The sequence below is a fragment of the Bacillus sp. AG4(2022) genome, from assembly GCF_031844465.1.
Classification (GTDB): Bacteria; Bacillota; Bacilli; order Bacillales; family Cytobacillaceae; genus Bacillus_AB; species Bacillus_AB infantis.
Genome location: NZ_JAUZVH010000006.1, coordinates 156,241 through 170,192, shown reverse-complemented (window position 1 = coordinate 170,192; position 13,952 = coordinate 156,241). Strand labels below are relative to the sequence as shown.

The following is a 13,952-nucleotide window of genomic DNA, read 5'->3' as shown; positions in this document are numbered from 1 at the left end:
TTCCTCCTGTTATCGTCTTCTGATTTTTTTGGATAAAATATTGCCGAAGCTTTGCAGCCCCTGGACCATAATGACCAGGATAGCGACTGTTATGAGCATGACCGTTGTATCAAAGCGCTGATAGCCATAGGTAATGGCCAAATCGCCAAGCCCTCCGCCGCCGACAGCCCCTGCCATGGCGGATGCTCCGACAAGTCCGACGGTTGCAATGGTCAGTGCCAGGACAAGTGAGCTGAGTGCTTCCGGTACGAGAAACTTAAAGATGATCTGTGCCGGAGTCGCTCCCATCGCTTCCGCTGCCTCGAGGACACCAGGATCAACCTCGAGGAGTGAGTTCTCGATTAATCTTGCAATATATGGGCCGGCATAGAATACTAGCGGTACGACAGCAGCCGCCGTTCCGATTGAGGTGCCTACTAAAAGGCGCGTCACCGGGATGATTGCGACCATCAGGATGATGAATGGAACAGAGCGGAATATGTTAATGATCCCATTCAGCACGTTAAAAACGGGCAGATTCTCCAGCAGATGGCCTTTTCTCGTAATAACCAGCAGGATGCCCAGCGGCAATCCGAGGATGGTTGAGAAAAGAAGCGAGAAAGCCACCATTTGAATGGTTTCGATGAGTGCTTCTATGATTTGCGTGTGATCAACTAGCATGTGCTTTCACTTCCTTGATTGAGACTTTTTCCTGATGAATATACATAAGCGCGCGCTGCACTTCCTGGTCGGTTCCCTGGAACTCGACAACAAGGTTTCCAAAAGGGATTCCCTGAAGCTCGGTTATATTCCCGAACAGCACGTTGATATCAATATCGAACTTCTTGGCAAGTCTGGAAAGCAGCGGCTGTCCGGCTGACTCGCCGACGAAATTGATCCGGAAGATCCTTTCCTTTCCATCGTTTTTCTCTACAAGCTGCTTTACAGATTCAGGGATTGAATCATTCATGACAGAGCTGACAAAGTTCTGGGCCGTCTGTGTTTTCGGCGCCGAGAATACATTGAACACTGACCCTTCTTCAATAATTTTTCCTGCCTCGATCACTGCCACCCTGTCGCAGATTTCCCTGATGACCGTCATTTCATGGGTAATGATCAGGATGGTGATGTTGTATTCTGCATTAATTTTTTTCAAAAGCTGAAGGATGCTGCTCGTCGTCTGTGGATCAAGGGCCGATGTCGCTTCATCGCATAGAAGAATCGATGGCTGTGTCGCAAGCGCCCTGGCAATCCCGACCCTTTGCTTCTGGCCGCCCGAAAGCTGATCCGGATATTTATCCGCTTTATCGGCAAGGCCGACAAACTCAAGCAGTTCAGCGACCCGTTTGCGGATCTGCTCTTTCGGCAGCTTTGCCAGTGTGAGCGGCATGGCTACATTGGCGAACACCGTTTTTGAGTTGAGCAGATTGAAATGCTGGAACACCATGCCAATATTCCGTTTAACTTCCCTCACCTCTTTGGGCGAAAGCGAGGTTAGATCATGGCCATCGACGATCACCTTGCCCGAGGTCGGCCTTTCGAGCAAATTCACACAGCGGATCAGCGAGCTTTTTCCCGCTCCGCTAAAGCCGATGACACCAAAAATTTCTCCTCTTTCTATTGCTAGATCAATCCCGTTGAGTGCGGCAACCTGCTGCCCGCCGCTTTCATACACCTTTCTGAGATCCTGAAATTCTATCATTTTGCTTCACCCTCCATATCAAATAAAAAACCCTCTTCTGAGAACAGAAGAGGGCATGCATCATCAGCATTCGCTCTTCTTATCTCCCAGGCTCACACCTGCTGGAATTGGCACAGTACTCATAAGAGTCCGCTGCCGAGGCTTCATTGGGCCAGTCCCTCTGCCTCTCTGGATAAGAAATTATGGTTTTCCTATAAAATTAATTGGTTTTAACACTATAGCTATGCAGCATCACGCACTTTTATTCCGGAAAACAAGAAAGCCCTCTTCAAAAAGAAGAGGGCAGAATAATAGGCGTTCGTCCTCTTCTTATCTTTCAGGCAATCTGCCTGCTGGAATTGGCACGGTTCATCAGTCCGCTGCCGAGGTGTCATAGGGCCAGTCCCTCTACCTCTCTGGATAAGAAGCTATCGTATTAAGTTTATTTGCTTGATTAATTGTTTTTTACTTTACACGCGTTTCAAAGTTCTGTCAAACCCTTTTTTAAATTTTTCGGATAAAAATTCTTATCCACAATTTTTGAAAACCCTTACTTATTTTTGTAGAGTTTTGAAAAAATAAAACTCCATCTGCTGTGGATAAAGGAGGTTTTCCACATTTTTTCCTCCCCTTATCAACATTCTCCCCAGACTTCACACAAGAAGAGGGAGTTTACTCCTATATTTATGCCCGCTTGTCTATTGTATAATAGTGGAAAAGAGCAAATTGAACTGCATTCCGGGAGGGAGAATGGTTTTGATTGCAACAAACAGAGACTATCAATCTGAATTATTTGTGGACAAAGTTGAAGCAAAGAATCTCGAACTGGCTCTGAAGCATTCGGCAGACCTGATTTCAAGGCATACAAAAGAAGGCATCTTTTTATATGTTTCCCCATCCTGCAGCACCCTTTTGGGCTATTCACAAGAGGAACTGTACAAGGACTGCATTCTGGCCTACTGCCACCCCCAAGATAAAGAAATCCTCAAAAAAGAATTCCGCGGGCTATCCCCGGGCAGCAGCTCACGCATTTCATTCCGGTTCCGCCGCAAGGAAGGCGATTATATCTGGCTGGAGACCAGCATCAGCACACTCGGCGACGGCCAGGAAGCTATGTGCATATCAAGAGATATGACCGAGCGCGTCAATATGGAAGAAGAAAACATGGAAACCCAGGAAAAGTACCGTTTCCTTGTCGAATACAGCAGGGATACCATTGGCATGACAACCGAGAAAGGCATATGGACCTACATGAATGATGAAGGCAAGAAGGTGTTCGGCTTTACTTCAAGCAAGGAAATTATAGGCGCTTCTTTGTATGACTATGTTTCACCTTCTGATCATGGCTATCTGAAGGATTTTTACCAGGCGAACCAGACTGTCTCTTTTGAATTGAATATCATCAGGAGTGACGGGAACACCCGGAAGGCCGCTATCCAGCTGATCCCCACCGTTTTTAAGAACCGGAAGCTTTTCCAGATCATCATCAAAGACGTCACCGGCCAGAAAAAGACCGAAGAAAAGCTTCATAATGCAGAAAAGCTCTCTGTCGTCGGGCAGCTTGCCGCAGGAATCGCCCATGAAATCAGAAATCCCCTTACCGCCATCAAAGGCTTTACCCAGCTTCTTACAGAGCGTAAAACAGAAAAATATGCAGATGTAATCCTTTCCGAGCTCGAACGGATTGAAGAAATCGTCAATGACCTCCTTGTCCTCGCCAAGCCTGTTGTGACAGAGGCTCAGGAAACCAATCTGGTGAATATAGTCAAGAGCGTCGTCACCCTTTTAAACACACAGGCGCTTATCTATAACATCATGATAGATGTAAAATACTCTCTATCTGAAATCAGCGTCCGCTGTGAAATCGATAAAATCAAGCAGGTGCTTATCAATGTGATCAAGAATTCAATTGAAGCCATGCCCCATGGCGGAAAAATCAGCATTGAGGTCAGGCAGGATAACAGCTTTGCGATGATCAGCGTGAAGGATGAAGGGATCGGCATTCCCGAGGAAAGGCTGCCGAAGCTCGGTGAACCGTTCTACAGCACGAAGGAAAAGGGGACAGGCCTTGGGCTCATGATCTGCAACCGGATCATTAAGAGCCACGGCGGGAATATATATATAACAAGCAAAGAAAATGAAGGAACCATCGTGAAACTGCTGATTCCTGTGGTCTGATTGAAGCCTCCGGCGTTCCTGCCCGGGGCTTTTTTGATTCTGCTCCAGCTTCTCGCTGCAGACCTTCTTGAAAACAATTGTACTTCTGTTTAAACAATAGTAAAAACTTCCCCTATATTGCCGATATAAAGCAGGATAATAGATATAGAAAATGGGAGTGTTTCAAGTGCTTTTTACGAAAACAGCAAAACCGAAATCGTTTGACCTTGAAAGCCTGATTCAGAAAGAACTGGAACATGCAGTACAGGAAACTGAATTTGATCAGGATTTAAAGCTTCAGATTGAAGTGATGGGCCTGACAAAAGAAGATTTGGCTATTTTGCGGGCAGTGCGCCCGATTGCCGAAAAGCATATCAGCGCCGTTTACAATAAACTTCTCACTTATGAACAAGAGGATGTCAGGAAAATAACCGATATTTCGAAAATTGGCGTGACTACAGAGATGAGCCAGCAGTATATCCTCAGTCTGTTCAATGGCATAGTTGACGGCGAATTCGTTGAACGCCGCAGAACAGCAGCAAAAGCTTATGTGCAGATCGGGGTGCAGATTCACTGGTATATGTCCATTTACCAGCTGCTTATGAAAAACATCTTGGAAATTGTCCTGCAGGAGCTGGAACTGTCATCGAAAGATCAAAGCCGCGTGACTTTTGCGATGGCGAAGATTTTCAATCTTGAAATCCAGCTATGCATTTCCATCATGCAGCAGACGATGGAAGCATTCTCAGCCGAAAGGGAGAATCAAGCGAAGGTCGAGCTGAAAAGCTATGTCGGGGAAATCGTTGAAAATCTGGCTGCCATGTCAGAGCAGACAGGCGCTTCTGTAGAACAGATTGTGCATCAGTCCCGTCAGATATCCGGCAATGCAAAAGATGGCGCCGCTTCTTCGACTGAAATGGAATCTCGTTCATCCAAAGGCCGCGACCAGCTGAATCGGGTTGTCGATAATATGCATGAGCTGAAAAGCAATGTGAATGAAATTACCAGCACCATCAGCAGCCTGGAAAAAACCTCGAACCAGATCGGCGAGATTGCCGGCGTGATTACAAGCATTGCAGACCAGACCAATCTGCTCGCCCTTAATGCTGCCATTGAGGCGGCCAGGGCAGGCGAGCATGGAAAGGGATTTGCCGTTGTTGCCGATGAAGTCAGAAAGCTGGCAGAACAGACAAAAGACTCATCCTCTAACATCACCTCACTGCTGAACAGCACAATCAGGCAGATTTCAGAGGTGATTTCGCAGATTGGCACCATTGATGGAATAGTCGTGAACGGGAATAAAGAGATCGAAAACACAGGAAATGTCTTCAAAGAAATCCTGTCGGCAAGCACAGAAAGCAAAGATAAAAGCCGCCAGATCGAAAAGGACATCGAACTTCTTACCGGCCTTCTTTCCGAAATCAGCAGTGCAGCTGCCAAATTATCCGATTCCGCTGAAGAACTAAGCTTAACAGTGGCTAATTTTTAAAAATGCAAAAGAGAAGCATAGGCATCACCGCTTCTCTTTTTTTATGTTGATAGCTTTCTGTTCACTGCACAAATTTAAATAGGGAACGGATGAGAAACCGGGACAGAAGGTATATCGGCTCTATCAGATCGATTGCAGCATCAATCGCTTCAAGCTTGTTATTCTTTTTCTTTTCTTTCTTCCGCTTTATTCTGAATTTCAAAATACCGCCCCCCCGCCTTTATTTGTATATATTTTACAGCAATACGTTTACTTTGTCATTTCACAGCGAGCCAGATGGTCCAGCAATCCTGCTCCGTAATTTTCCCTGCATCTGTCAGCCTGCTTTCAATATGCTCCACGAGCTCTGCCAGCTCGCTGTCATTCAGCTCATGAAGGATGGAGCGCCCTGTCCTTTCAAGGAGATCATGGCGCAAACCGCTGATATCGCTGTACGTCTTCCTTACTTCCCATAAGGAAATCTCTTTGACGGATGAGAACCCTGCCTCCTCCAGCGCCGATTGTACAGCTGAACTGCTATATCTCCGGGATATCTCTTTCTCCGCCAACTCCGGGAATTTTTCAAAAAAGAACCCTCTGATATGTGTCCTGCTGCCAGGAAGCAGGCAGTCCTCCGGTGTCCGGTCCTGAATCAGGCAGAATCCGCCTGGGCGCAGCACCCGGAAGCATTCAGCAAAGGCGTCCGGAAGCCGGTCGAGATGATGGATGACAGCCCTTTCAAGCACCATATCATAAGCATCTCCCTCCAAAGTGGTTTCGTACGCATTTCCATGCACAAATTCTATTTGCGGATAACCATCTGAAGCCCGGTCTGCCGCCTCAAGCAGCTCCCGTGAGAAATCCAGTCCTGTCACATGTGAGGCTCCCATATCGGCCAGAGCTCTTGAGTAGATTCCCCCTCCACATCCAATGTCGAGAACACTTTTTCCCCTTAAATCAAACTCTTTCCCAACCGTTTTTATCCAAGTTGAGTCAGCTTTCCGGGAAGAATAGGCATCCTGATTCATTTTATCGTGAAAATTGATTGGCATTGGAATCCCCTCCTTATTAGTTTTATTATAAGGCAGGGTGATGAAAGGAAAAATATTGAAATTCCGATCGTATGTGATAGGTTTTGCTTATTCTTTTTCCAGGACCGTCAGCTGCACGCCTGGTTCAGGCTCCAGCTCACCTTTTTCTTTAAACCCGAAACTTATATACAATTGAAGGGCTGGCATATTCCCCTTCCCGGTCAGTACCCTCCATTTTCTGCCGGTAAATTCACTGGTTAAATGAGCAAGCAAACTCTTTGCAATCCCTCTCCGGAAAAACGATGGATGAACGGTCAAACGGCTGATGACCACCCAATTTTCATCCTCTTCATAAGCAAGAACGCCGGCCAGCCTGCCATCCAGGCACATTCCAACAAAACTTTCACGGGAGGCCATCAAGCTTTCAGCTGTATCAAACAGCTGCGGGATAGCATCAAAGCCTATAATCTCAGCTTCTATTTTATAGGCTGGGATCTGGATGCCAAGGACCTCTTCTGCTGTCCTTCTGTCTTTAATATTAAGAACCTGGATATCTCCCACTTTCCCTATTGCCCCCTTTCATTGCCAATCCGCTAGAGGAAGCTAGCCAATATGACCTATGATAATAGCATCCTTTTAAAAAGGAATTCCAAACCGCCTCTTTATTAAAAGATAATCGGGTATATTACAATAAATCCCTCTTTTAGAAAGGCGGAATAACCATGAAAGAAACTTCTGGAATCCCCTATGAAAGCATGCTGACGACCAATGAGATTAAAGATTTGCTCTCCATGTATATCACGCCTTTTCGGGACATGTGCATCAGAACATCAGAACAATCTGAGGTGAAAATCAGCAAAGGCCGCGCCATCAGCCTTATGCTAGACAAGCTGAGCAAGGTCCAGCTTAATGAACTGATCAACCAGCTTTACCTTATGCGCAAGAAGAGGCAGAATGAACTCTGTTATATTCAATATATTTTAATAGCCATTTTGGGCCGAGAACGCCAAACCGGGTAACCTGGCGCCAGTGACTTTTTCAAAGGTCTGCCGGGTATACGACGCCCATCTGTTTTCTGGCTTCATCCAGCATTTCCATGACCAGCAAGCTGTTCTGGAAAGTGTTAATATCTGATTCTGTTTCCCCCGCCTTTACGAGGCGGATAAATTCCTGGAGCTCATAGAAAAGGCTGTTATTATTCTGGGCAACAGAGATGATTTCAGGCTCCTGATTGCGCAGCTGCAGCTCCACTACATCCATTGTGGAAATCCGGTCTATTTTTATTGAGCCTTTTTCACCCTGTATTTCGGCCGGCAGGGAGGAATCGGTGATTTTTGAAAAAAGGACAGCCGCATCCATATTTTCATAGGTAAACACAATGCTTCCGGACGCATCTGATCCGGTTTCCAGCAGAAATCCGCTTGCCTGGAGGCTTTTCGGCTTACCGAAAAGAACCAGCATCGGAAAGATCGCATACACGCCGACATCCATTAAAGCGCCGTTCGACAGCTTCGGATCAAAGGCATTCGCCTGCCTTCCTGCCTTGTAATCTTCGTACCTGGAGTCATACTGGCAATAGTGGGCGAAATATTGCCTCACCTTCCCGATTCTCGGCAAATGCTCCCTGATCTGCTGGAAGTTCGGATAGAATGTCGTTTTCATCGCTTCCATGAACAGCACATGATGTTCTTTAGCAGTCTGGATCATCCTTTTCAGCTCAGCCGTATTTGAAGCTGCCGGCTTTTCACAAAGCACATGCTTCCCATTTCGCAAAAACAGCTCTGCCTGACCGCTGTGAAGCGAATTCGGGCTTGCAATATACAGCGCATCAATCACTTCGCTTTTGGCCATATCCTCTAAATCTGTGAATATATGCTCTGCACCAAATTTCTCTGCGAACCTCTCGCCTTTATCCCGTGTTCTTGAATAGACTGCTGCCAGCTGAAAATCCTCCAGCTCTTTCCCGGCAAGAACTAATTTTTCCGTGATCCAGTTTGTACCGATGACGCCGAATTTGACCATGAGCAGGACACCCCTTTTCTTTTTTTGATAAACTAATTCCAGTGTATACCAGCAGGGAGAATGGAGTCTATGCAAAAAAGCCGGCTGCGTTAAAATTGCAGCCGGCTTTTTATTTGGCCATCAAACGGCCCGCTCATCTTTCTTCCATTCATCCTGCACAAACAGAATGCCGAGCTCATGATGGTCGCCTTCATATAATGCCTTCTGGACAAAGCGGATCTGTCCATTGACGTCGAATACTTCCAATTTGCAGTGGGCTCCGTTGCGCTGAAGGGCATTGTATAAATCATTTTCATCGTGAACCTTCAGTCCATTCACCTTTGAAACCAGTTCACCAGTTTTAAGGCCCATCGATTCTGCGGGCGTGCCAGGCTTCACTCCTAGAACAACAAGGCCCTCGTTCCTTCTCGAGAAAAAGAAAGACTGGTTCCTGTCATATACCTTTTGGCGGTATGTGATAAATTCCCTTCCAATCACAGCCAGTGCAGCAACCCCGATCGATGCCAGCGGATACCAATAGCCTGCTGCCGAAAGCAGGAGTAGGATGATAGAGAAGACCAGCAGCCTTCTGCCTGTCCGCTTGGCAGCCGTATCCGGCAGCATGCCCTGAACCTGTTGAGAGAACCCAACTGAAAATGGAACTAAGATGATTGCATAAGAGCTGTCTCCTATGGAAAACAGCGGCCACCAGCCAAACAACCCAGAGATTGCATCACCAGGGATAAGCAAAAATAACGGAAGCAGCCAAAGCCTTTTCGTTTCATGGACACCGATGGTCTGTCCCCTCTTGCTTTTAATGAGCTTCGGAGACGTTGCCCGGCCGCCGTTCCGCAGAATTAGGTAAGCTTCACCAATCATCAGAAGAGCGAGCAGAGATGCACCTGCGGGGAACAGCATCTCCGCCGTCCAATTGCCTGTCCCTTTAATGAGCGGGATACTAAAACCCCTGTCGATGATATAAATGCTTGCGAAAAATGCTGCGCCCACTGTGTAAGCCGGGGCAAGCAGCCGTACCTTTCCTGTCAGACTCCAAAGAATGGTGAATGCAGCTGTCAGCCACACAAGCTCTATCGGGATCACCATGCCGGTTCCCAGAGTAATCACGGAAAGAACCAGACCTGCTGCAAGTCCAGCAGGGATCAGCTGGCGAAGCTCAAAGTAAGCATTTTCCACCCTGATATGAAAATTCTTGCGCTCTCGCTTCACTCTGGAAACCCCAAGCAGCGCCGCTAAAAAGAACAGATAATAAAACACGGGATTCAGCAAAAGCTTTCCCGCACCCTTTGCCAGCTCCAAAAGCCACTCCTGAATCAAATCCTCCCACCAACCTCTAGTATAAAAGTTTCTATTACTTCTATTCTATCAAAAAAACAGGGCAGCAGGCACCTGTTATATTCGATATGGCGAATATTACTGATGCCTGCTGCCCTTTGATAAATTCGACAAAAATTGGGAGGTGCCTGTCACCGCTCTGCGGTCACCTGCTTAGATAGCGGATAGCGGCCTGCAGCTGAATATCATTTTCTTCTTTCTTGGTTTCCGCGATGATAGCCTGCTCAAGCGCGGCAGCAGTTTTGCTGTCAACCTTGCCTGTTGCCTCCAGTCCCTGATGCTGCTGGAAGGCTTTGACCGCCGTTTCGGTCGCTTCACTGAAATAGCCGTCCTTCCGGCCTGGCGACAGCCCGAGTCCATCAAGCATGATCTGTGCATTTTTGACCTGCTCATTATTCATATCCAGCACAAGCGGCTTTTCCAGATTAAGCGGGTGGGTATGGAAGATTTCCGGCTGGACGACTTCAATCGTCGGCTTGATCCCTTTCCTATGAATCCAATTTCCATCCGGCGTAAGCCATTTAAACAATGTCAGTTTAATATTGCTTCCATCTCCCATCGGAACGGGCTGCTGGACGGTCCCTTTTCCAAAGGTGGATTCTCCGATGAGCGGGTAGCCTGCCCCTTCCTCCAGCGCTCCGGCAAGAATTTCAGACGCAGATGCACTGCCTTTATCAATCAAAACGGCTACCGGATAGTCTTTTTCTTTCTCAAGCTCTGAGAAATATCTTGTTTTATCTCCGTTTCTTTTTTGAATCTGAACATACGGCTTTTCTTTAGTAACAAGACCTTTCAGAATTTCCTCGACGCTGGACAGCAGTCCCCCCGGATTGCCGCGCACATCAATGATCAGTCCATCCAGTCCCTCTTTCTCAAGCTTTTTCAGCTCCCTGGTGAATTCCTTTGCTGTATCCTCTGAAAAAGTCGTAATTTCAATATGTCCGATTCTTTTATCGTTTTCTTCTTTCATTTCCGCATAGACAGTAATCTGCGGAATTTCATCTCTTTTCACCTTTACCGAAAGCGGCTCCTGAAGGCCCTGCCTCCGTATTTCCAGCATAACATTGGTTCCTTTTTCACCGCGGATTTTCAAAGTGGCTTCATATAAATCAAGGCCATCAACGCTTTCACCATCCACCTTCAGGATCTGGTCGTTCGGCTTCAGGCCGGCTTTTTCTGCTGGTGAATCTTTAAATGGAGATACAATGATCACCTTGCCATCTACCATGCTTACTTCCGCTCCGATCCCTTCAAACGATGACTCCAGTGTTTCATTGAATTGCCTGGCCGTTTCCTCGTTCATATATACCGAATAAGGATCATCCAATGTTGAAAGCATCCCCTGGATGGCCCCTTCTGCCAGCTGCTCTCCCTCTACCTTCTCTACATAGCTTCCGAGGATCAGCTCATACGCCTGGCCTACCTTCCCGAGCTCCTCGGGTGCTCCGCTGCCTGGATCTTCCTTGCCCTCCAGCCCGGCTTTAGGCTCAAGGCCGGCCTCTTTTTGCGAATGATAGAACCACTGCATCCCTGCATACGTTCCTCCCGATCCGGCCAGCAGTGATCCGGCCATAAAAAAAGCGATCACTCTTCGATTCATAGGTATCTTCCTTTCATAAGCCTGTTAAGCTTGATACTTCACTATATGAAAGATAGGGACAGGTTATGATGGAATCCACTTTCCCCTTAGATTTAAATCGCATTCTTTCCCTTTTTATTGGTATTCACCCCCGCTAAAGGGTAAAATGGTAACGAAGTTTATGAATAACTTGCTGGCTGAAGGAGGAAAGGTTTTTGGAGGAGAAGACTAATAATGAGTATAAAATCGGGCAAACGACCATCCAATGGAATGAAAGCAGCGGTTCCCTTGATTTTGAAGGGGATGATGCTATTCTCCTTTGGACCAAAACAGCCCTGAAAACCTTTATGAATACAATTGAAGAAATAGCTGGAGACGATTCCGCCAGGCTCGTGCTTGAAACAGCAGGCTACAGGACCGGTGAGGATGTAAGCAGATTTTATAAAAGCACAGGCAAAAGTGTAGAAGCAATCATTGAATATCTTCCGCCGCTTTATAGCAGTGCCGGATGGGGGCAGGTGGAAATTACCGAATATTCCATGGATAAAAGAACGGCTGCACTCCGGCTGAAAAATGATTGGGAAGAAAGGGTCATCCGCGCCCAGGGAAAAAGCACGGCAGGAGCCTTCATTCCTGGCCACTGGGCAGGAGTGCTGTCAGGCCTTTTCGCTACAAGCATCTGGTATGAAATCACAGCGAGCACCTTTGAAGGAAGCACCTATACGGAAATCAGCTATTTCCCTTCTCAAATCACTCCAAAGGACAATATCCATGACAGCATCCGAAAGAAAGAGCAGCAGGCAATTCTCGAGCTGGAAAGAAAAGTCGATCAGCGTACAAGAGAATTGAGCGAGCTGGTGAATGATCTGTCTTCTCCGCTTATCCCCGTAATAGATGGCATTACAGTCCTTCCTTTAATGGGCAAATTTGAGGAGAACCGTTCATCACAGCTCATCGAAAAGGTTCTTTCCGGCCTTTTGCTTCATAAGCCCTCTACACTGATTGTGGATATTACGGGCATCAACTCAGTTGATGACTATATTCTGGAGCTAATAAATAATCTGACAAAAACAACCACCCTGATGGGGGTTAAGCCTTTCATTGTAGGCATCTCCCCGCAGATCAGCATCCAGCTGACCGAGCGGAATATCACGCTGAATGACCAGCACTGTTTTGCCACACTCAAGCATGCCATCAATGAGGCACTGAGCATGGAAGGGCTTGAGATTGCACCTGTAAAAAAGACTGACTGATCTTTTTGCAGATAAAAAAAAGGAAGAAGCATCTAAGCTTCTTCCTTTTTTATTACATCGGTACGATCCCGATCGGATTGATTGCATTGGATTTAGATGCGTTCCAAGGGCCTCTGTGCAGTTCGAAGTGCAGATGCTGTCCTTGTGAATCACCGGTGTTGCCCATGATCCCGATCTGTTGTCCTTTTGAGACAGTCGCTCCAGTGCCGATTGAGCGGCTGCTCATGTGAGCATATACTGTCGTGTAGACTTGTCCGTCAATGGAATGGGCGATGAATACAGCATTGCCATAGCTGCTGGAGAAATAAGATCTGATGACAACACCATCTGCAGCTGCTACGATTGGAACTGTCCCGCTCTTAGCAATATCAACACCCGCATGGAAGGTTCCCCAGCGCTGTCCAAGTCCTGATGTCACAACCCCTGCAGCAGGCTTCGTAAAGTTGCCTCCCGAAATCGAAGGTGCGGATGATACTGGGCCGCCGCCTCCACCGCCGCTATTGCTGCTATTACTACTACTACTACTACTACTACTACTACTTCCTGATGAGCTGTTTTTCTTGGCAGCCGCTGCTGCAGCCGCACGTCTTTGACGCTCAAGCTCAGCCTGCCTTGCCAATTCTGCCTGGTGCTTTTTCTCAAGCTCTATTGCCTGCTTGATGGCAGCTTCCTGGGCAGCAAGCAGTTCATTTTCTTCTTCAAGGTTCAGCTTTTCAGCATGCTTGTGTTCTTCCTGATTCTTTAAGCTGGCCATCAGCTTGTTCTTTTCAGCCTTCTGTGCATTCAGCTGCTTTTTCATGCTCTCAAGGTCGGTGCGCATCTTCTCCAGGGAAGAAAGCTCACTTTCCACCTTTGCCTGAGTCTCTTCAAGAAGCTTTTTGTCTGCCTCATGCTCGCGCAGGATATCCTGGTCTGCTTCAACAATCGTAGCGACTGCTCCTACACGGTCAATGAAATCGCTGAAGTTCTGTGCTCCCATCAGGACATCCAGATAGCTGACCATCCCGCCATTTTCCTGGAAGGAGCGGGCGCGGTCCTTCAGCATTTCGTTCCGCTTGTTGATGCGGTCAGTGATGACAACGATCTCTGCCTTAAGTTTCTCTATTTCTTCTTTCGTTGCTGCAATCTGCTCTGTTTTTTCCTTGATTTTCGTTTCTGTATCGGAGATGGACAGGCTCAGGCGCTCAATCTCCTTGCTCACCTGATCCTGCTCACCCTGAAGTCTATTAATCTCTGAATCTGCGCTGTTAATCTTGCTGTCATTACCGGAGCGCTGCTCCTGAATTTGATTTTTCTTGCTTTCCAGATCACTGATTTTGCTCGCTGATGCCTGGCTGGCAGGGATGCCTCCAAAGATGCTTCCCAGGCCGACTGCCGTGGCAACAGAAAACGCCGCTATTGATTTTTTCAAGTTCCGATTTCTCCTTTCCAATGGGGCCATATGTACGGG

13 protein-coding genes, 1 pseudogene and 2 riboswitches are annotated in these 13,952 nt (G+C 47.1%); of the genes and pseudogenes, 5 read left to right on the top strand and 9 right to left on the bottom strand.

Going from position 1 to position 13,952, the window contains the following annotated elements; all coding sequences use genetic code 11:
• Positions 1-9 precede the first annotated feature (9 nt).
• Together Q9R36_RS17080 and Q9R36_RS17075 are read right to left on the bottom strand one after the other, a co-directional pair.
• Entirely contained in the window at positions 10-660 is a 651-nt protein-coding gene (locus Q9R36_RS17080) for a methionine ABC transporter permease (RefSeq protein ID WP_009793027.1), read from the bottom strand.
• The gene (locus Q9R36_RS17075) at positions 650-1,681 is read right to left on the bottom strand and encodes a methionine ABC transporter ATP-binding protein (RefSeq protein ID WP_311225603.1); all 1,032 of its coding nucleotides are present in this window, start codon (positions 1,679-1,681) and stop codon (positions 650-652) included. The genes Q9R36_RS17080 and Q9R36_RS17075 overlap by 11 nt, the downstream gene beginning before the upstream one ends.
• 76 nt (positions 1,682-1,757) lie before the next feature.
• Positions 1,758-1,860: riboswitch (SAM riboswitch) on the bottom strand.
• 127 nt (positions 1,861-1,987) lie between these two features.
• Positions 1,988-2,087: riboswitch (SAM riboswitch) on the bottom strand.
• Between the two features lie 323 nt (positions 2,088-2,410).
• Between Q9R36_RS17075 and Q9R36_RS17070 the strand changes: the two genes are divergently transcribed.
• The 3 genes and pseudogenes from Q9R36_RS17070 to Q9R36_RS26165 all read left to right on the top strand — a co-directional run bounded on the left by Q9R36_RS17070 (position 2,411) and on the right by Q9R36_RS26165 (position 5,306).
• Positions 2,411-3,838 carry a PAS domain-containing sensor histidine kinase gene (locus tag Q9R36_RS17070; RefSeq protein ID WP_022544390.1) on the top strand — a complete coding sequence of 476 codons (1,428 nt, stop codon included), beginning with the start codon at positions 2,411-2,413 and terminating at the stop codon, positions 3,836-3,838.
• A 151-nt stretch (positions 3,839-3,989) separates the two neighbouring features.
• Positions 3,990-4,544 (top strand): annotated as a pseudogene (locus tag Q9R36_RS26170) (protoglobin family protein); the annotation flags it as partial.
• Positions 4,539-5,306: a methyl-accepting chemotaxis protein gene (locus Q9R36_RS26165; RefSeq protein ID WP_374703157.1), complete on the top strand. Its 768-nt coding sequence runs from the start codon at positions 4,539-4,541 to the stop codon at positions 5,304-5,306. The pseudogene Q9R36_RS26170 and the gene Q9R36_RS26165, both read left to right, overlap by 6 nt.
• 61 nt (positions 5,307-5,367) lie before the next feature.
• Here Q9R36_RS26165 and Q9R36_RS17060 read toward each other — a convergent pair whose 3' ends face one another.
• The 3 genes from Q9R36_RS17060 to Q9R36_RS17050 all read right to left on the bottom strand — a co-directional run bounded on the left by Q9R36_RS17060 (position 5,368) and on the right by Q9R36_RS17050 (position 6,877).
• Entirely contained in the window at positions 5,368-5,508 is a 141-nt protein-coding gene (locus Q9R36_RS17060; RefSeq protein WP_306009907.1) for a hypothetical protein, read from the bottom strand.
• A gap of 55 nt (positions 5,509-5,563) precedes the next feature.
• Positions 5,564-6,337, bottom strand: coding sequence for a class I SAM-dependent methyltransferase (locus Q9R36_RS17055; RefSeq protein WP_306009908.1), 774 nt, complete (start codon positions 6,335-6,337; stop codon positions 5,564-5,566).
• Between the two features lie 87 nt (positions 6,338-6,424).
• The gene (locus Q9R36_RS17050; RefSeq protein WP_311225602.1) at positions 6,425-6,877 is read right to left on the bottom strand and encodes a GNAT family N-acetyltransferase; all 453 of its coding nucleotides are present in this window, start codon (positions 6,875-6,877) and stop codon (positions 6,425-6,427) included.
• Between the two features lie 161 nt (positions 6,878-7,038).
• Here Q9R36_RS17050 and Q9R36_RS17045 point away from each other — a divergent pair, with 161 nt between their 5' ends.
• Positions 7,039-7,335 carry a hypothetical protein gene (locus tag Q9R36_RS17045; protein ID WP_009793018.1) on the top strand — a complete coding sequence of 99 codons (297 nt, stop codon included), beginning with the start codon at positions 7,039-7,041 and terminating at the stop codon, positions 7,333-7,335.
• 19 nt (positions 7,336-7,354) lie between these two features.
• On the opposite strand, the gene Q9R36_RS17040 is transcribed toward Q9R36_RS17045, so the two are convergent.
• From Q9R36_RS17040 to Q9R36_RS17030, 3 genes are all read right to left on the bottom strand, one after another.
• Positions 7,355-8,338, bottom strand: coding sequence for a Gfo/Idh/MocA family protein (locus Q9R36_RS17040; RefSeq protein WP_311225601.1), 984 nt, complete (start codon positions 8,336-8,338; stop codon positions 7,355-7,357).
• A gap of 120 nt (positions 8,339-8,458) precedes the next feature.
• A complete protein-coding gene (locus Q9R36_RS17035) occupies positions 8,459-9,652 on the bottom strand; it encodes a PDZ domain-containing protein (RefSeq protein ID WP_224949641.1) in 1,194 nt (397 codons plus the stop codon).
• Positions 9,653-9,815: 163 nt separating this feature from the next.
• Positions 9,816-11,270 carry a S41 family peptidase gene (locus tag Q9R36_RS17030; protein ID WP_311225600.1) on the bottom strand — a complete coding sequence of 485 codons (1,455 nt, stop codon included), beginning with the start codon at positions 11,268-11,270 and terminating at the stop codon, positions 9,816-9,818.
• Between the two features lie 194 nt (positions 11,271-11,464).
• Here Q9R36_RS17030 and Q9R36_RS17025 point away from each other — a divergent pair, with 194 nt between their 5' ends.
• Positions 11,465-12,502, top strand: coding sequence for an STAS domain-containing protein (locus Q9R36_RS17025; RefSeq protein WP_311225599.1), 1,038 nt, complete (start codon positions 11,465-11,467; stop codon positions 12,500-12,502).
• Between the two features lie 52 nt (positions 12,503-12,554).
• Here Q9R36_RS17025 and Q9R36_RS17020 read toward each other — a convergent pair whose 3' ends face one another.
• Positions 12,555-13,913 (bottom strand): murein hydrolase activator EnvC family protein, encoded by a 1,359-nt coding sequence (locus Q9R36_RS17020; RefSeq protein ID WP_311225598.1) that lies wholly within the window; start codon positions 13,911-13,913, stop codon positions 12,555-12,557.
• Positions 13,914-13,952 lie beyond the last annotated feature (39 nt).

What these genes read in the sequence shown, in the direction of transcription:
- Q9R36_RS17040 (WP_311225601.1), bottom strand. Translation starts at nt 8,338, where the DNA reads ATGGTCAAATTCGGCGTCATCGGTACAAACTGGATCACGGAAAAATTA.
- Q9R36_RS17075 (WP_311225603.1), bottom strand. Translation starts at nt 1,681, where the DNA reads ATGATAGAATTTCAGGATCTCAGAAAGGTGTATGAAAGCGGCGGGCAG.
- Q9R36_RS17030 (WP_311225600.1), bottom strand. Translation starts at nt 11,270, where the DNA reads ATGAATCGAAGAGTGATCGCTTTTTTTATGGCCGGATCACTGCTGGCC.
- Q9R36_RS17070 (WP_022544390.1), top strand. Translation starts at nt 2,411, where the DNA reads ATGGTTTTGATTGCAACAAACAGAGACTATCAATCTGAATTATTTGTG.
- Q9R36_RS17045 (WP_009793018.1), top strand. Translation starts at nt 7,039, where the DNA reads ATGAAAGAAACTTCTGGAATCCCCTATGAAAGCATGCTGACGACCAAT.
- Q9R36_RS17055 (WP_306009908.1), bottom strand. Translation starts at nt 6,337, where the DNA reads ATGCCAATCAATTTTCACGATAAAATGAATCAGGATGCCTATTCTTCC.
- Q9R36_RS17080 (WP_009793027.1), bottom strand. Translation starts at nt 660, where the DNA reads ATGCTAGTTGATCACACGCAAATCATAGAAGCACTCATCGAAACCATT.
- Q9R36_RS26165 (WP_374703157.1), top strand. Translation starts at nt 4,539, where the DNA reads ATGCAGCAGACGATGGAAGCATTCTCAGCCGAAAGGGAGAATCAAGCG.